Here is a 17993-nt window from a genome sequence, read left to right as displayed (position 1 = left end):
ATTGACGACAACGTTAACCTCGTCACCTTCTTTCAAGTTGAATTTTTATCTTATCTCCTTTGGTATTACAATAATACCTTTCTTATGAACCTTCAGTGTAAAAGGATATTCTCACGAACTGCTTTAATTTTACTTATCATTAAGTTAAACTAATGCTGAATTTTAACTGCATAAAAGTTTAAATGAATAATTCGTTCTTCTCTCTATGATAATTTATAAGCAACAGAGAAAATTCTAATCATTGTAAAAATTCTCCTCATTTTATTTATACTTTGTAAAAGGGAATATAAGGTCGAAATTGTTTATAAGATTACAATAAGTCTTTTAAACGAGATTGTAAGTTTAAAGCAAGGATGATAAAGTATAGCACCAAGTGGATGTATCTAGTAATACCGTTTAACATGGCAATAGGACCAATTTCCACTTTAGTCACTTTACAAATTTTAACCCTTGGTGGTAATGCCATAGATGTAGCTTACGTAATTTCTCTAGGTAATGCAGTATTAATTCCTGCATCAATAATGTGGGGCTTCTTAGCTGATAGAATGGACAGGAAAAAGCAGATATTATTAAGCTTTGCAGGAACTGCACTACCCTTACTATTAATGCCTTTCTTTAATTCAATTTCTTTCGTTGCTATTAATTATTCCTTGTTAGTTTTCATGAGCACAGCATCAACTACACCTTTCAACCTTCTAGTTATGGAATCTGCAGAGAAAAAACATTGGGGGTCTCTGTTTTCCAAGTTCTCTTTCTTCTCCTCTATTGGTATGTTATTAGGTTTGCTTGCCTCAACTTTTCTAGTTATTTTTCTAAAACTTTACGAAGTAGAGGAAATTCTAGGCATATTAACTCTGGGAACTTTAATTGCTGGATTCAAGCTGGTTCCTAGGCCAGTAATAACCTTTGAGCGGACTGCAATGGTACAACATAAAGAGTCTTTCATGATTAGGATAAGACATTTGCCACTCTTCTTCCTTCATTTACCTAATATTCACAGCTTTAAAGTATTTTCTATCAGTAGGCTTACTAAAAAGCCAATAAATTATATTCCTCTCCTTTATCTGGGACTGATCATTTTTTATATAAGTAGCGGGATATTTAATACAGTTTACCCTGCAGGGCTTTACGTTAAAGGATTAGAGAAATCTGAAGTATTACTAGTTATAACTGTCGGGATGATATTCCAAATATTAGGCTTTAGAATTTCCTCAAGTTTACTTGAAGCAGAGGAAGAGAGTAAGATAGCTCACCTTTCATTAATTTTAAGGGGTTCTTCATACGTCGTACTTGGTGCGTTTTCCATTTTCTTTTTAGGTTATCCAATACTAATCTCTGGGCTAATTTTCTATCCTCTAGCTGCAGGAATAGCTTACTCCCTCTTTTACTCTTCCTCTACTGCAATGATTTTTAAAATCGTAGGAGAAAGGCAACAAGGTAGAGGGTTAGGAGTTTACAGTACGGTAGTAGGTATTTCGCTCTTTTTAGGCTCTTTAGTTTCAGGCTATATTACGCATTACCTAGGCTATGGAATAGATTTCATAATTGCTGGTTTACTCTTGCTTGCAGACTCTTACTTATTCCGCTACCTAGAAGAGGGATAAAAAGGAGACTTTTTTGTTTTAAATTAAAACAAAAAGCCAAAATTAATATTTAATGCAAATATCTTGGAATATATAAAATCTAGTTAATGAAATTAAACTGGTCTCTAAGAGACCAGTTATTACGCAAAACTGGTCGGAAAAAGACTTAAACATATAATCGCCATTATTCTTATGGAAGAAGGAATAAAGAGCTTCATAGCAGAATGGCTTACTTCACCATTGCCTAATATAATAGAAAGAGACTTATCCCTACCTCTGGATAAGGATTACATAATTACAGTAACGGGTGGAAGAAGGAGCGGTAAAACTTTCCTCCTCTATCAGACAATAAAGAAAATAATTGAAGGAGGCTTAGCTTCTCGTGAAGAAATCCTGTACGTCGACTTCGATGATTATAGGTTAAAAAACGTGACTGTAAACGATCTGGATAAGATAATTTTATCCTTTGAAGAACTTACCGGAAAAACTCCTAAGTATATTTTCTTTGATGAGATTCAAGATGTAAAGAATTACGGTAGTTGGTTTAGGAAGAGGTTAAACGCTAGGATATTTCTCTCAGGCTCGTCATCACAGTTAACACCTTTAAATATAGCTAATGAACTTAGGGGAAGAAGCGTCAATTACGAAGTTTATCCTTTATCTTTTAAGGAGTTCCTTAGGTTTAAAGGGTTCATTTATAATCCCTTAATGGACTATACTCTGCAAAGAGGAAAAATACTTTCCCTCCTAAGGGAATATTTACAGTTCGGTTCTTATCCAGCAGTTGTACTTGAGGAAGATAAAGTTAGACTCTTGAGGTCATATTTCGATTCAGTGATTGTTAGAGACCTTTCAATAGTAAAGCCTAGTGTTGCTGAAACTTTCGCAAGTTTCCTTATAGCAAATTATTCTAATCCTATTACCGTGAATAGGGTTTATAATTACATAAAAGGGTTAGGAATTAAGATAGGTAAAGATACTATCCTTGAACTGTTCTCGAAGGCTAAAGAAACTTACTTTTCATTCTTAGTTGAGGAATTTGAAAAGAGCGAAAGCAAAAGGAGAGCTAATCCTAAAAAGCTCTATATAATTGATACTGGTTATCCGACCGCCTTAGGTTACGAATTCTCAATTTCTAGGGCAATGGAGAACGTAGTGTACATTGAGCTATTGCGAAGGGGATGCAAGGAAGTATTTTACTGGAAAGGCAAAAAGAGGGAAGTTGACTTCGTTGTATCTAAAAATTTTGAGCCTAAGATTTTAATTCAGGTAACCTACGCTACAGATAAAATAGAGGAAAGGGAGATAGAAGGTCTTAAAGAGGCAAGCTCGTCTTTGAAAGCCGAGGAGGGAATAATAATAACTTGGGATTATGAAGGAAAGGTGAACGGATTTAAAGCGATTCCTTTATGGAAGTGGTTATTGCATAGGTAGGTGATAGTAGCTGTACACTATAAATTCCATCTAGATTAAGTGCTCTTGAAGAAAGTTATTTTAATTGGCTATCTCCCCAGTAACTGGACCCTTGTTATTTGATCCAAAACCTAAGGAAGACCATAAAGATCTCTTTGATAGAGAGAAAGAAATAGAAAAACTTAAGTTTGAAAAATTACAAAAAAGGGAAGGATAGCCCAAGAAAGTTTTTAGTTACATTAATGACTCTCCTCTCCAACTCAAGCGAGGCGTAACAGCATTTATAGATGAAAGTCCATCACTCTTCCAATGCTCTGAGCTACCCGAATTGATGAGCCCCTTGGGAGGGAACCCTTCCAGGAGGAAGTCAGATAGCACTGCTTTTCTATCAGTTCTAAGTTACCTCTCTTTTTATCCTAAACTCTCATAATCCTGGTAAAAATATAAAGAATGTTCTATAGCCTTATAGAAGTTCTCCAATCTTACGTTCTCATTTGGAGCATGCGCATTAGATGAAGGTGTGCCAACTCCTATTGCGCTAACTATCTCCTTAATCCCTAGATCGTAAAATAAACCCATCGGCTGAGTGCCTGCAGCATTAGGTAAAATTGCTGGGTCTTTTGAATAAGCTTTTATCGCAGAGGATATCATAGCCTTAACTACTGTAGTATTTGGACTAGTTCTAACCGGTTTCTCAAGGCCCATTTCTACAATTTCTCCGCCCATAGCCTTGACTATTTTCTCTAGTTCTTTGTAAATCTTTTCTGGATCCTGTTTAGGTACTAGCCTGAAGTCCATTTTTGCCATTGCGTAAGAAGGAACAATAGTTTTACTGCCTTGTCCTATATAGCCTGCAAATATTCCATCTATGTTACACGACGGGCAAGTATATAAAGCCTTAACTACTTCTTTCCTATCTTTGTAATTTAAGTAATAAACGCCTAGAGATTTTCTATACTCTTCAACGTCAAGTTCTATTTTATCTAAGAGCTCCTCAACTTCTTTACTTAAAGGTTCAATATCTTCGTAGAATCCCTTAATTTTTACTTTTTCACCGTCGTAAATTGTGTTAAGTATCTTTATTAGTTCCCATACCGGATTTTTAATCAGCGGTGCAACTGAGGAGTGAACGTCCCTTTCTCCAATCCTCACCGTTATTTGAACGTAGACTAAACCTTTAACTCCTAGAACTATCATTGGTCTTCCTTTTGTATCTAACCCTGCACCCTCCATTATTACTGCAGAAGATTTACTCAGTTCCTCCTTTCTAGATTGAATGAATTCGTTAAGGTGTATACTACCTATTTCTTCCTCCCCTTCAAAAACAAAATTAAAGTTAAGTTTTCCCTTGTACTTAGAGAAAGCTAAAAGCCTTGCTATAAGGGTTCCTTTATTATCTGATGCACCTCTAGCAAAAATATAGCCATCCTAAATAGTTGCGGAAAATGGTGGATATTTCCATTCGTTTATAGGATCCACCGGTTGAACGTCGTAATGATTATAAACTAATAGAGTCTTACTTCCTCCGTTATTAACTTTTCCGTAAACAACTGGATGGCCTTTAGTTTCAACTATTTCAGTTTTTATACCTAATTCTTCCATAAATTCCTTAAGCCAGCTAGACGCATCTCTTATACCTTCTCCGGTAGCTGAAATTGAGGGTATCTTTAGGAATTCCTGATATTTACTTAAGAAGAATTCTAACTCTTCCTTTGAGAATTCCATAAAAATGATAGGCTGAAGAAGTATTTAAATGATCAAGGACAATGTTCGTGTTTTATAATATTGCATCTATCATTTTAGCACTCCTTTTATCAATTGCATTTAATTCTATTTCAAAAACGTCGTCCTCGGTATCTATTATGAAGACTTTACCGTCTACTTTAAATAAGCTATTCCTTCCCCTAGTTTTAAAACTAGTATTTCCTTTATTAGTAATTACCTTCCATATGAACTCGTCTCCAGTAGTATCTATCTTTATTATCCTCTCTATCTTAGGTATGAAGTACTTCCTCTCAAGTTCTTTCTCTATAATTTCACTCCCTTTTAATTTCCTAAAATCGTCCACGGCGAAATACCTACCCTCATTAGTCTCTATTAAGAGGAAATAAGGTCTCGTTATGGGAAATGGTTTATAATAAGACTTAACCTCGTAAACTGTCCCTTCGTAGACTACCTTATCTTTAGATAAAATTTCCAAATTCACTGGTTTTAACATTTCTAAATAGTAAGAAAACCCTTTTCCTTCAATTCTAGGTTTAGTTTCCTCCATGTATGGGATTTGTGTTTGAAAAATTTGGTAAAATTTACTATCCTTCCTTTTGAGCAATTCCTCTAAAGTTCCTTCCTCAACTATTCTTCCTTCTTCCATTACGATTATTCTATCTGCGTAGTAAAGCGTAGAAATCCTGTGAGCTATCATGATAATTGTAGAATCCTTAAATTGTGAGATGACAGTGTCCATTATTTTCCTCTCACTATAACTATCAACGGAAGATGTAGCCTCATCAAGTACTAACATTTTAGGATTTTTAAGAAAAAGTCTAGCAATTTCTATCATTTGCTTTTGCCCGCTGGAAATCTTATTCCCTCTCTCTCCTAAGTGAGTATCGTAAGCAAAGGGCATTTCCATGATAAAGTCGTGTGATCCGCTTGCCATTGCCGCAGCAACTATTTCCTCCGGCTTAGCATCTATTTTTCCATACCTTATGTTGTACTCAACCGTACCGTAGAAGATTGTAGGTTCAGCTTTTATTAACCCTAATTGCTCTCTATAATTCTTAAGGTCTAATTCCTTTAAAGGAATGCCGTCTATCAATATTTCACCGCTCTGAGGGTCGTAAAGCCTCAGAAGTAGCTTTACAACGGTTGACTTACCGGAGCCCGATTTGCCTACTATTGCAATTTTTTCCCCTTTCTTAACCTTCAAGCTAAAGTCCTTAATTACAGGCTTTACTTGATCGTAACTAAAAGTGACGTTCTTGAACTCAACGTCACCTTTTACTTCTATCTTCTTAGGATTATCAGCAATTTTTACATCATTTTCTGCGTTAAATACTTCAATTAATCTGTCCATTGAAGTTAAGGATTGCTGAGTAAAAGGAATAACGTTGTTGATTAAGTTTTGTACTGGTTGATAAAACATTGTAGTATAAGTTACGAAAGCTACTAAGCTTCCTAGCTCTATTTTTCCAACAAGTACTTCCTCACCGCCAACGTACCATATTAGGACAGAAATTATGGAAATTGAAGCACTTACTAAAGGAAACCAGGTCAAGTTCGTTTTTATTACGTTCATTTGTGCACTTATTACTTCACTGTTTAGCCTCGATAACCTCTCACTTTCAAAGTCCTCTTTAACGTATGACTTTATTGAATCTATGTTGGGGACCGTGTCAGTTAGTAGGGAAGATATATCTGCGGTTCTCCTCCACAGCTTATGGTAAGCTATTTTACTCCTTCTCCTATACATTATTGTTCCTAATACTATAATTGGGAATGGAATCAACGCGTAAAGGCCCAGCGAAGGAGTTATTAAAAAGATAGCTATTCCTACACCTACTATCGTTCCCACGTTTGTTATAATTGAAGGAATTCCCCATGTTACGAACCATAAAGTGTTACTAATGTCAGTAGTAAGTCTGGATAAAATTCTCCCAGTATTATATCTATCAATGAAACTAGATGACATTTCCATTACATGTTTATATAATTTTAATCTAAGTTCGTTAACTATCCTTTGACCGTTCAAATTTAGGATAAAGTTTTGCAACGCCGAGAGAATAACGTTGAGGACGTTAACTGAAATCAGTGAAGCAATGAGGATAGGGAATAAGTAGATCTCCCTCTCTTGAAATACGTTATTTATTAAAATTTTCAGTAAATAAGGTGGAATTAAGCTAAGTATTACAAGAATAGATGAAAGTATTGTCCCTAATATTACCTTATATTTATAAGGAGAAATCAAAGAGACGATAAAATGCCCAGTATCCTTTTTTCTTCTTCTCCTCTCTTCTTCTTCCTTTTCTTTCTGTTTTTCTTCATATCTATTTTTGAGCGCATAATATAGTGTTAGGAGTTCCTCCTTTTTCCTGTTAGTAAACTCTGCAATTAACACTTTCTTTCCTTTATAAGTGATAAAAATTCTGTTAATTCCCAAACCTTCCTCTAGGCTTACGTCCTCAATATCCGATAAATTGTAAGAATTTCCGTCAACTTCCAATTTACCATCATGAAGAGAAATCTTAACGTTGGAAAACTTTCCGTCATTAACGTCGGCCTCAAAATCCATAGTAGGAGTATATAAATATTGATTAAAAATTTGATTGCAAGCTAATTGAGTGTGTCTAACTATTTTGTTAAATGACTATTTACAAAATAAATGAGTAAAACTTCCATAACGTGGAATTTTTGTTAGCTTGATAACACTCTTAAGAGTTATTAAATACGTCGAATTTAATGTTTATCTATGAATAGGTTTCAAATGATTTAAATTGTTGGACACACTCAGCAACTTAGTGCGTAATATTTAAAAATCAAATAATATAATTTACTCCATGGTTCTTGGAGCATTAGTTAAATTTGCTATAAAGAGATTGATAGATGGCATAATAACGCTTTTCTTGCTAGTATTATTTGTTTTTATTTTAATTCACGCTGCTGCTCCAAATCCTGCAGCCCTTGCAAGAATATATGCTGGTAATCCTCATGCTCCTCCTTCTGAAATCCAGCAAATAATAAACGAATACGTATTAAATAAACCTACATTACTAATACGACACTACAAGAGGAAATGGTGGCGAAGGCATATAGTATAATTTACAACTGTGCAGCATATGTGTGGCTATCAGTGCCAGACACGTACTTCTTCGTGCAACCATATGTGCAAGGATTTGTATACAATCCCTTTGTAGGATACTTCTATAACATGATGTACTATAATGGAACGTACACGTATACAACGTAATAAGAAATTTTATTTTTCTTCCTTCTTCTCTTCTATTATATATTTATTTGAACATTTGAAACGAAATAATGCCATATATGCAAATGATTTCCTTTAATTTGAATAACCTTTATGCTCAGTTCATAACAACGTAAATGCCTTTAATTTCCTTTTACATAAAGATTGTATGCTTATAAAAAACGTAAAATTCCAAGAAGATGATAATAAGAGTCATTCCATATATATTAACGATGAGGGAATAATAGAGTGCATAGACTGCGATAAGAAAGATGGAGAAGTAATAGACGCTAAAGGTAGACTAATTTCTAAACCTTTTGTAAATCCACATGCTCATTTAGGTTATGCATTAACTTTAAACTATGCAAGACATAACTTAAGCGGTACACTAATAGAAGGAGTAGAAATAATAAGGGAAGAAGTGTCTCAAAAAATAACTCAGGATGATTTGGAGAAAAGATTAGGAAAAATAATAAAAATGCATTTCATCAACGGTGTATTTTATGTTAGGTCGCATGACCCGGTTTGGAACGACGTTGTATTTAAAATGCTTAAGGCTAGGGCTAATCCTTTAGTAGATATTCAAGTTGTTGCATTCCCTTCCCCTGGATTCTTTTTTGATGAAAACCTTGAAAAGATTAGGAAAGCTTTAGAGGAAGGTGCAGAAGTTGTTGGTTTAATTCCTCACAGTGAACGTTCTTATGATGATGGTGTTAAATCTGTTAAGATTGCTTTTGATCTCGCTGTTGAGTATAATAAATTGATTGATGGTCACGTTGATGAGACTGACGATCCTAATTCTAGGTTTTCTGAGGTCGTTGCTAGGGAGGCTTTATCTAGGGGTATTGGTTATAGAACTTCAATTAGTCATATGACTGCTTCTCATTCTTATGATAATTGGTATTTTCATAAATTAACACTCTTGTTGAGGGAGTCAGGAGTTTCAATAATTTCTAACCCAATTGTTAGTATGCATTTGCAGGGTCGTTATGATAATTATCCTAAGAGGAGGGGCGTTGCCAGAATTAGGGAATTAATTAATTCAGGAATTAACGTAGCTTTAGGGAGTGATAATGTTGCAGACCCAATTTACCCCCTAGGAGATTATAACATGCTAAGAGTAGCACAAGAAGCATTCTTAGTAGACCACTTCACATCAAACGAAGTTGAAAAACTACTAAACTTAATAACTACTAACGCTTATAAAGCAATGCAATTGAAAGAACCGGAAGTAAAGCCAGGAAATAAGGCAGAATTCCTAATCCTACAAACTAAGACAATTTACGACGCAATAAGGACTGCGTTACCACCATTCTTAGTAGTAAGAGGAAAACACTACGCAATGAATGAAATAAAAATAAGGATAGACGAAATTGAAGAAACGGATAAAATAATAAACATAATAGATAAATAAGCCAAAATATGAGCTATTGAAGTAGTCGAATGAATCCCGGACAAACTATAACGTAAGGACCTTTACTCGTCCAAGTTAATGTCCGTTTAAATTAAGAAAATAAGCCTTAGTAAGTTCTGATAATACAGATTATCTAGGCATCGGAGTTAACACTATATGTCTGCACAAGAGGGTTGTGTGATAATAGTGTCATTTATGCATGCCTCGTATTTTACTACTTTATATCTCCTAATACTAAATATTACTGACCTAGGTATGCATATTAGCACTTGATGCCCATTCTCTTCATAAGTATTTTCCATACTAGGTTATTCCCTTTATAAAGACAGGCTACTAATTTTCCGAACATTACGTTTAAAGTAACCGGATTTTCAACAGGAGTACAACAATAGGTAGCACAATGAAAGCTCACATCAACGCTAAATATAATACTAAGACAACAATATCGTGAATTAGAATTTCTGATACCTATAACCGCTATTCTGGAGGAATTTCCTTGAAAGTTAAGGATAAATCTATTCCCTGCTTCTCCCTAATTTTTCTCACTACTTCATAAAGTGCAATAGAAACTATGGGAACCCCAACTATTATCCCTATATTTAAAGGTAAGTTAACGAAAACCACGGAGCTGAAAGCTTTACATATTACGGCATATGTAATCATTAATATCGCAGGGAACACTACTGCAAAGGCTGAAATACCGCCTAGAATCGCAAGTTTATTATCTTTTACTCCGTACAATTTCTTCTTGCTGATTACTATAGCAGAAATTGCGGCAGTAAAGTATTGATATAGCATGAAAACTATTATAGTAGTCATTGCACTCTCACTAAAGCCTAAGTATATTTCTAAGACGTCAAATACTACTGCTAAAGCAACAATGAATAGGGTAGAATATATTGGAGTTCTAAACTTCTCACTTACCTTTGTAAAGAAAGATGGAGCTAGCCAATCAAAGGCTATTGCAAATAAAGTCCTACTAGGTATTGCTAAGTCTATTATTGAATAAGGCAAATACCAAGTTATTGCACCGGCTACAATTAGTACAATAAGTGGAACATTATTTAAGAAAGGTACCGCAACGTATGCTAGCAAGGAAGTAGTTGCTATGGGAATACCTCCACTTGAAGAAGACCATCCCATTGAGGAAGTGTAATCGTAAAACCCTTCTCCTACAAAGTATTGTAATTCATATATAAGTATTACTGATAATATTGCAGTTATAATGTAAGAAATTATTATCCCAGAGAATAGGCTTTTTTCAGCCTTCTTAATTTCGCCTCCAAAGTAAGTTGGAGCGTTATTATATAGGAATAAAAAGGCAGCTATCGCTGACATCAAAACTAACGTCTGAACAGGATTAATGGTATACGTAGCTGACGGAGATAATGAAGAGTAACCTGGTCCTCCAAAGCTTTCCGAGACCTTTGTGAAAATTGCAGGATAAGAAGATCCTACAAGTGCTAAGCCTACTATCATTCCTAACGTACCAATAATTTGTACTGCAGTTAAAGTGGTAATTATCCTAGCAAAAATCTTAGTCCTTACTATTGTAACTAATGTTACTAATCCTATTATTAATAATGTAGTCCCAAAAAATATTGGAGAACTCTCAGAGCAAAAAGCAAAGTTACTTGCAAAGGAAATAAGCGAAGGGTCGTGGAAAGTTATTCCCAAAATTTGTAATGAAGGCTCTAAAACTAATGGAAGTTCTAGTTGTGCCAATATAGGAACACCGCTTGCGAAAATGAAAATGTTTGATATCGCTTGTATAAATCCAATCCTAGGTCCCAAAGTTCTTGATATATAAATATAATCTCCGGCAGATCTAGGTATTATCTTCGAAAGATAATAATACATTATAGCCACAGGTAGCATTAATAAAGCTGCTATGACGCCAGAAATTATCCAACTAGCCCCGGCTAACGCTACCGCAAAGGTTAATGGATAAGCCACTCCCGCTGCAGGGCCTAAATATGAGAAGTTCATGGAGAATGCATCCTTAGCATCAATTTCCCTAATTAGTCCAGATGATTCTCTAACAAAAGTTTTCTTACCTTGCATAGAGGACGTTAATAAAAATTATAAATAAATTTTCTTATACATTACTTTAAACAGAGTTTACTTTATAGCTCAGTTTACTTTCCATTTATTAAAAATGTCTTGCATTGCATCTCTACCATCTTAAATAGATTTCATGAATAATGTATAAGAAAAAATAATATTATCTCATAAAACCTTGGCTAGATAAAAAGTTTTTATAAATTAAGGGTTATATATTATTAATTTTTTAACAAAAGTGATGCATCGAAAGCAATTAACTGAAAAGTTTTAAGAAAGCTAAGCCCTTTACTACAAAATTATCATTGTGCTAGATTGACTAAGGTTTTCCATAAATTATCCGGAATTTCTAAATCTTTTATATTTTTTAGTTTACTCTCTTTATTTAGTAAATAATAATTATTTGGCAATCTTAATAATACATTCTTGAAATTATCGTTAGCTCTTAAAACCAACGCTATGAAAGGATTAACGTCCTCTTCATCCGAGAACATTGTAGTAAAAAGTTCTATTCCTAAGGATATATTAAATCCCTTGTAATCACCTATTGGTAATAAAGCGCCACCTTCTAAAAGGTCCTTCGGATTGTCACTCAGTTCGCCTTCCTTATTAACAATTACTTTTGATTCTAACTTTTCTCCTTTAATATACTTTTCTAAGACTTTGCCGAAGGATGTGACGCTTAACGCGGTATCTATTATTATTCCTGGAAAACCAAAGCTTATAGGATTATTGCCCAAAATCCTTCCTTTCATACCTTTTAACGAAATTAATGGCGGAGATCTTGCCATGATTAGGCTTGCATAATTGCCTTTAGATAGTCCCTTAGTAAAAGTGGAAAGCCTACCTAAATGCGAGATATTTTTCCCTATAACTACGTAATAATCCAGTTTCTTTTCTAAGAGATAATTAACGAGCCTTCTTAAAACTACTTGGCCGAAAGTCATATTTCCATTAACGATAACAAAGTTTTCTCCACTTATCTCTACTTTTCCCTTAGGGTTAATTGGAGGAATTTTCTGTCCTCCTATATCTACTTCTTCTCCATTTGCTAATTTTATATAATAAGGAATTAGTTGTAGACCGTGGTCTGAATGTCCTTCAATTTCAGCCTCTACAAGTTCTTCGGATAAATATTTAGCGTATTCATCATAAGTTACCTTAGAGAAGATCTTGTAAACCAATTCCTTTGCTTCCTCGACACTTATCTTCATAATTAAAATGAGGCTCCTATATTTTTAAAATTTCATAAACAAGTGGAGAGATATAATTAACCACGGTGTATTTATTCAATCCTGGGAAAGTAAGCATAAATTAATACCTTAATTTACCTCTATTCAATATATCTTTAGGATCGACTTCTCTTTTAACTCAATTATCTCCTTTCTGACCCCCTTCCCGCCCTGAAAGAGCAAGATTTGTCGTTTTTCTATCAAGTTAGTAAGGATCAAATAATGTTGTTATTGCATTAAACAAAATTAACTATAAAATCGTTATTAATGACTAATTTTTAGTAATCTACGCTAATATTAGTTAGTTTTTTTATAAACCATGATAGATTACTGAGTTTATATGAAAAAATTAAGAAGGCATAACCCTTCAATTATCTTAGTAAAACACTCATGAATGATAATTTTAAGAAATGGACCATATTTTAATATTAATTTATAATAAAAAATTAATTTTCGTTTCAACATATGATAATTTTTGTTATATTAAACTTAGGAGTATTTACGAGTATAGTATCTTATTATATTCAATATAAGAGGGCGATAAAATATGCAGACTTTTACATTTTTAAGAAAAAGTATAAGATAGACGCATTTGTAACGTCGTTTAATGAGGATCCAGAAATAGTTAAAACTACGCTAATTTCAGTCCTAATTGCTGCAAAAAGTAATTGTGATGTTTTCTTTTAGATGATTCTACAAAAAATGAAATTTCAGAAGAATTAAAGTCGTTTTGTGAAATAAGGGGAATAACTTACCTCCGTAGGGTAAGATAAGTATGCAAATATATTTAATTCTACCCTATTTAATCATCCTATCAATTTTAGTATTCACATTCATCAATGGAATAGTAAAAATTATTTTAAATATTGCAAATACATTATTGGTCTATGGAATAATAATTAATATGATCTGGAGCTTATCCTATGTACCTTACTTAATTTACGGTATAAAGATATCCTTAGAAAAGCCCAAAGACGTCAATAGGAATCTAATAGTGCAAATACCTCTAATAATACCAGCCAGAATACTACTTGTGAGTAAATTTTATAAATAGAGAAAAACTGCATATCACATGCTAGCAATAAAGGGCAAGTTGTTTAACGGAGAAAAAATAATCGATGAAGGGGTAGTACTAATCGAAGAAGGGAAAATAGTCAAAGTTGGGAAAGATGTAGATACTTCGGGCGTAAAGGTTATAGAAGGTGAGTTCATAACCCCGGGGTTAATTGATGCACACGTTCACTTCTTCGGTGTAAGCAACGATAATGTACTGGAGTGGAATATAACCTCAGAAGGGTTGTCAACTGCGAGAAGCGTAAGCGATATGATAAGGCTTTTATCAGCAGGATTTACTACCGTAAGGGATTTAGGAAGTAAATCTGCAGTTTATTTAAGTAAGGCAGAGAAGGAAGGGACAATTATAGGGCCTAGAGTTATAGCCTCAGGTTACTCAATAGCTGAAACCGGTGGTAATGACGACCCAAAGGACTTGCCTCTGGAAATGGCACAACGCCTTTCTTACTCTTTTTACTGCGATTCACCTTGGGAATGTAGAAAAGCTGTAAGGCTAGCAATAAGGCAGGGAGCAGGAGTAATAAAAGTTTATGCCTCTGGAGCATTTTCGCAAGGAGGAAAGGTCAAAGTAGCGTTAACTGTTGACGATTTAAAGGCAGTAGTTGATGAAGCTCATAAAGCAGGCTTAAAAGTTGCATCCCACGCCTACGGAGAAGAGGCAATAGCTAACAGCATTGAGGCAGGAGTTGACACAATAGAGCACGGATTAGGTCTGACAGAAAGCTTGGCAAAGGAGATAAAAAGGAAGGGAATTTGTTATATTCCAACGTTAGCAGCTTACGACGTTAATCCTAAGATATCTAAGCTTGATGAGGAAATAAGGGAAAAGAGGGAAGAACTAATAAGGAGGCATTTTACAGACGATATGAAGATTGCGGTAGAATATGAACTTAAGATAGCCGCAGGCACGGATTACGTGGGCTCGGCAGAGAGACCTCACGGTATGAATTATAAGGAGATTGTTTTGTTAAGTAAGTATATGCCATTGGAGAAGGCGTTATCTTCAGCTACTTCTATAGCAGGAGAATGCTTAGGTATAAATGCAGGGAAATTAAAAGAGGCTTACATAGCCGACATTGCCATATTCGGTAAAGTTAATTCTGCGGAGGATTTGAATCCTTTCAACGTTAAATATACTATCAGAAAGGGGAGGCTGTACGACTCTAAGGTACTTAGAGATTTATTCTGGGATACTATAAAGAGATAAAAAGTTGTCATAATCTCTGTTTATAAATTAAAAATATTTTTCTATTAATATGAGAAAGAATTAAATACTATTTAAAGGTAGATCTTAATATGTCAAAGGGGCTCTTCATTAGGGAGTCTTCTGGCTTAGTAAGGCAAATGGACGCTAGACACTCATTTTCTAAAGTATTTGTTTTTATAAACCCCTTATCGGTTTATTACACACTACTTTACGCTCCAGCTCTCCCTTCAGCAAGTTGGAGTATAGGCATAATTCTCCCTGTAATACTTGCATTACCCGTTTTTCTGGTTTATTTATTCCTATCAGAATACGTACCAAGGTCTTCTGGAGAATATATTTACATTTCGAGAATATTAGGTCCGATTCCTGCATCAATACAAGCTTATGCTACAATAATCTTTAACGTCCTAATAGCAGCAATTGCCTCACAGTTAGAAGTAACTGCAGGCATTTCTCCGGCTTTACAGATAATAGGACTTTCCCTTCACGATAGCTCATTATTTAATCTAGGTACAAGTTTGTCTACTACTTATTTCTTTCCCTTAACTACAGCGTTAATCGTAATCTTTTGGCTCATAAGCCTTCTTTCACCTAAATATTTTTCAACATATATATACGTTGTAGCTATTATGGATACTTTAGGTTCAATACTAATATCTTACCTCTTGTTGTCCTCTGGGATTGAAGTATATAGTAATGTTTTTAATCACTTTTCTTCATTATTCTCTGGTCCTACATATCAAAGTCTTTATTCGCAAGGGCTTAATTATTATTCCACAAACATAAGTCCTTTACAAACGTTAGTTTTCTCAGTTTTAATGCTAATGTGGGTTTATGTTTGGTTCTTTGGGCCATCCTATTTCGCAGGAGAATATAAGCAGGCAACTAGGACTTTAAAACTAGGTATGATATCTGGGTATCTAATAGCGTCAGTTATAACTATTTTACTGGTCTTAGGAGTAAGTTATACAATTAGTATACCGTTCTTTAACTTTGTAGCATTGCAGGGTTGGGGAAATATTCCAATTTCTCCATCAGAAGGATTTTTAGCTTGGACTGGAATTTTAACTCTTCCTCATCCTTTCTTTGCCATTATTACTATGGCATTGAGCGCTTCAATCTTTATGGCAATTCCGTTAAATTTTGCGTTACCTTCTAGGGTTATCCTCGCAATGGCTTTTGATAGATTATTACCAGAAAAATTAGCTTACGTAAGTCCAAGACTTAAAACGCCCATTATAGCTAGTGCAGTTTTACTTCCAATTTCAATATTCTTTAATTATGCTACAATTTACCTTAACTTATCAGTATCTTTAATTGGATTGGTTATTCTAATCTTCATTTATCAATTTTTGTTAGCTACAATATCTGCTGCTATTGCAGGATTTAAAGGAATAAAAGGAGTGAGCTTAACTAGTAATGAGAAACTGAAATTAATGATAAGCGGGTTTTTAGCCTCAATTATTTTGGGGCTTTCGATAGTAGTAACGCTTTGGTACGGATACATTAATAGCTTATTTGGAAGTATGGTTTTTGCTGGAAACGAGCTAGGCACTTTAATCTTAATAGCTATTGATCCATTGTTAGGAATTCTAACTTATATTCTGGCAAAATGGTATAGGAATAGACAAGGTATTGATGTTAACTTAGTATTTAATGAGATACCACCAGATTAGTAATAATTTAGAAATTAATACAATATTTTTAGATTTTATGTTAACTTTTTATCACTAGATTGCGTAGTTGCCTCAATTACTCTTATCTTATCTTTGAATTTATGATATTTGTTCCATAAAACTACTGAGAATGCTAGCGAAATTAATCCAAGAGTCATATAAACACTGAACCCCAAGGAATATCCTATCTTTCCTAATGTTAGTACAAAGTACGCTAGCACCGGAGGCAATATTAAGCCACCTGCAGAACCTAATCCGCCCACTAGGCCCGAAGCTCCACCTATAGCGTCTGGCTCGTATTTTGGTACTAACTTATACACTGCAGCATTGGCAATACCCATTCCTATTGCCATTACTATTTCGCCTATAATAGCGAAGGGGAGGGAATGAGCTGATATCATTATTGAACTGCCAACTATAAGTATGGTATAAGACATTATAGATATTCTCTCACCTCCGAATTTATCAGATAAAAAGCCTCCTAAGACTCTAATTAATGCTGCCAGTAATGAATATACAATACCAGTTAATATTCCAGCCTCAAGTAGCGATATGCCTATGTATTTAGTCCAGTAAGTAGGAAACCATTCTGTTAAAGCTTCAAAACCACCAAAACTTGTAAAATACATCGTTACTAACAGCCATGTTTGCCATTTCCTTATAGCATATTTTAGAGTAGCTTTTGCATTAGTAGGAAATACCTCTTGACCTAATGCTGAAGCCTTACTTTTAGCCTCGTCTGGTTTATAGCCTTTCTTTAATAATTGTTGGTAATAATTATCATAACCAATAAGGACAAATAGTATAGTCATAGCGACTAAAAACGCTAACCATCCTTCGTATGCTCCTATTAAACCTAAAGACAATAATGCATAGGGAATGATAGCTGTAAATATTCCAGGCGCAGTATTTCCTAAGCCTGCATATATTCCTAATGCAGTACCTTGCTTCTTCTCAGGATACCAATAGGAGACATAAGTAATTCCAGAGGAGAAAATTGAGATTCCTGTCCCTGCTAATGCTCCAAATAATAGTAGTAACCAGTATGCCTCTAAATCTGATAGATATCTAAGCTTGTAAAGTGTAGAAATTATTCCTAATACCCCTATAATAGAGATTATTAACTGTAAAAATATTACTCTCCTACCTCCCCAAGTGTCAACTAAGGCTGAGAAAGGTATTCTAAGAAAAGCGCCAGTTACCAGTGGAATTGCTACTAACCAAGCTACTTCAACAATGTTTAAGTGGAGTATCGGTTCTATCTTATGAACGGTAGTTCCATATAAGGCTACGGCAGCGAAGCCTGCAAAAAACGCTATTGTTCCCGCTACAAGACCTACTTGCCTATTACCTTTAACTTCAGTCATATG

Annotated in this window: 16 protein-coding genes and 1 pseudogene; 9 read left to right on the top strand and 8 right to left on the bottom strand. The window is 34.5% G+C overall.

What is annotated here, in order from left to right; genetic code table 11:
• Positions 1–45: 45 nt before the first annotated feature.
• Positions 46–99: pseudogene (locus D1867_RS12410) on the bottom strand (AbrB/MazE/SpoVT family DNA-binding domain-containing protein); the annotation flags it as partial.
• 254 nt (positions 100–353) lie between these two features.
• On the opposite strand from D1867_RS12410, the gene D1867_RS06670 reads away from it, so the two are divergent.
• The 3 genes from D1867_RS06670 to D1867_RS12625 all read left to right on the top strand — a co-directional run bounded on the left by D1867_RS06670 (position 354) and on the right by D1867_RS12625 (position 3213).
• Positions 354–1604, top strand: coding sequence for an MFS transporter (locus D1867_RS06670; RefSeq protein WP_155863308.1), 1251 nt, complete (start codon positions 354–356; stop codon positions 1602–1604).
• Positions 1605–1775: 171 nt separating this feature from the next.
• A complete protein-coding gene (locus D1867_RS06665) occupies positions 1776–3017 on the top strand; it encodes an ATP-binding protein (RefSeq protein ID WP_155863307.1) in 1242 nt (413 codons plus the stop codon).
• Positions 3018–3081: 64 nt separating this feature from the next.
• Positions 3082–3213 carry a hypothetical protein gene (locus D1867_RS12625; RefSeq protein ID WP_276608433.1) on the top strand — a complete coding sequence of 44 codons (132 nt, stop codon included), beginning with the start codon at positions 3082–3084 and terminating at the stop codon, positions 3211–3213.
• Positions 3214–3407: 194 nt separating this feature from the next.
• Here the strand turns inward: D1867_RS12625 and D1867_RS06660 are convergent, their stop codons facing one another.
• From D1867_RS06660 to D1867_RS06655, 3 genes are read right to left on the bottom strand one after another with little or no spacing between them, the layout of a single operon-like run.
• Positions 3408–4415, bottom strand: coding sequence for a M20/M25/M40 family metallo-hydrolase (locus tag D1867_RS06660; protein ID WP_338078108.1), 1008 nt, complete (start codon positions 4413–4415; stop codon positions 3408–3410).
• Between the two features lie 9 nt (positions 4416–4424).
• Complete coding sequence (locus tag D1867_RS12405; protein ID WP_240872181.1) at positions 4425–4721, bottom strand: hypothetical protein; 297 nt, start codon at positions 4719–4721, stop codon at positions 4425–4427.
• Positions 4722–4773: 52 nt separating this feature from the next.
• The gene (locus D1867_RS06655) at positions 4774–7287 is read right to left on the bottom strand and encodes an ABC transporter transmembrane domain-containing protein (protein ID WP_155863306.1); all 2514 of its coding nucleotides are present in this window, start codon (positions 7285–7287) and stop codon (positions 4774–4776) included.
• A 265-nt stretch (positions 7288–7552) separates the two neighbouring features.
• On the opposite strand from D1867_RS06655, the gene D1867_RS06650 reads away from it, so the two are divergent.
• Positions 7553–7813 (top strand): hypothetical protein, encoded by a 261-nt coding sequence (locus D1867_RS06650; RefSeq protein ID WP_205737139.1) that lies wholly within the window; start codon positions 7553–7555, stop codon positions 7811–7813.
• Between the two features lie 315 nt (positions 7814–8128).
• Entirely contained in the window at positions 8129–9373 is a 1245-nt protein-coding gene (locus D1867_RS06640) for an amidohydrolase family protein (RefSeq protein WP_155863305.1), read from the top strand.
• Positions 9374–9525: 152 nt separating this feature from the next.
• Here the strand turns inward: D1867_RS06640 and D1867_RS06635 are convergent, their stop codons facing one another.
• The 3 genes from D1867_RS06635 to D1867_RS06625 form a co-directional block, all read right to left on the bottom strand.
• A complete protein-coding gene (locus tag D1867_RS06635) occupies positions 9526–9675 on the bottom strand; it encodes a hypothetical protein (protein WP_155863304.1) in 150 nt (49 codons plus the stop codon).
• Between the two features lie 175 nt (positions 9676–9850).
• On the bottom strand, positions 9851–11437 hold the full coding sequence (locus tag D1867_RS06630; protein ID WP_155863303.1) for an APC family permease: 1587 nt from the start codon (positions 11435–11437) through the stop codon (positions 9851–9853).
• Positions 11438–11736: 299 nt separating this feature from the next.
• The gene (locus D1867_RS06625; protein ID WP_155863302.1) at positions 11737–12648 is read right to left on the bottom strand and encodes an Ldh family oxidoreductase; all 912 of its coding nucleotides are present in this window, start codon (positions 12646–12648) and stop codon (positions 11737–11739) included.
• Positions 12649–13131: 483 nt separating this feature from the next.
• Between D1867_RS06625 and D1867_RS06620 the strand changes: the two genes are divergently transcribed.
• The 4 genes from D1867_RS06620 to D1867_RS06605 all read left to right on the top strand — a co-directional run bounded on the left by D1867_RS06620 (position 13132) and on the right by D1867_RS06605 (position 16623).
• Positions 13132–13353 carry a hypothetical protein gene (locus D1867_RS06620; RefSeq protein WP_155863301.1) on the top strand — a complete coding sequence of 74 codons (222 nt, stop codon included), beginning with the start codon at positions 13132–13134 and terminating at the stop codon, positions 13351–13353.
• A gap of 88 nt (positions 13354–13441) precedes the next feature.
• Positions 13442–13720, top strand: coding sequence for a hypothetical protein (locus D1867_RS06615; RefSeq protein ID WP_155863300.1), 279 nt, complete (start codon positions 13442–13444; stop codon positions 13718–13720).
• A gap of 18 nt (positions 13721–13738) precedes the next feature.
• Complete coding sequence (locus D1867_RS06610; RefSeq protein WP_155863299.1) at positions 13739–14947, top strand: metal-dependent hydrolase family protein; 1209 nt, start codon at positions 13739–13741, stop codon at positions 14945–14947.
• Positions 14948–15036: 89 nt separating this feature from the next.
• The gene (locus tag D1867_RS06605; RefSeq protein ID WP_155863298.1) at positions 15037–16623 is read left to right on the top strand and encodes an APC family permease; all 1587 of its coding nucleotides are present in this window, start codon (positions 15037–15039) and stop codon (positions 16621–16623) included.
• A gap of 35 nt (positions 16624–16658) precedes the next feature.
• Here D1867_RS06605 and D1867_RS06600 read toward each other — a convergent pair whose 3' ends face one another.
• A complete protein-coding gene (locus D1867_RS06600) occupies positions 16659–17990 on the bottom strand; it encodes an MFS transporter (RefSeq protein ID WP_155863297.1) in 1332 nt (443 codons plus the stop codon).
• Positions 17991–17993 lie beyond the last annotated feature (3 nt).

Origin of the sequence: Acidianus infernus (assembly GCF_009729545.1) — an archaeon.
Classification (GTDB): Archaea; Thermoproteota; Thermoprotei_A; order Sulfolobales; family Sulfolobaceae; genus Acidianus; species Acidianus infernus.
This window is presented reverse-complemented; position numbering and strand designations above follow the sequence as displayed.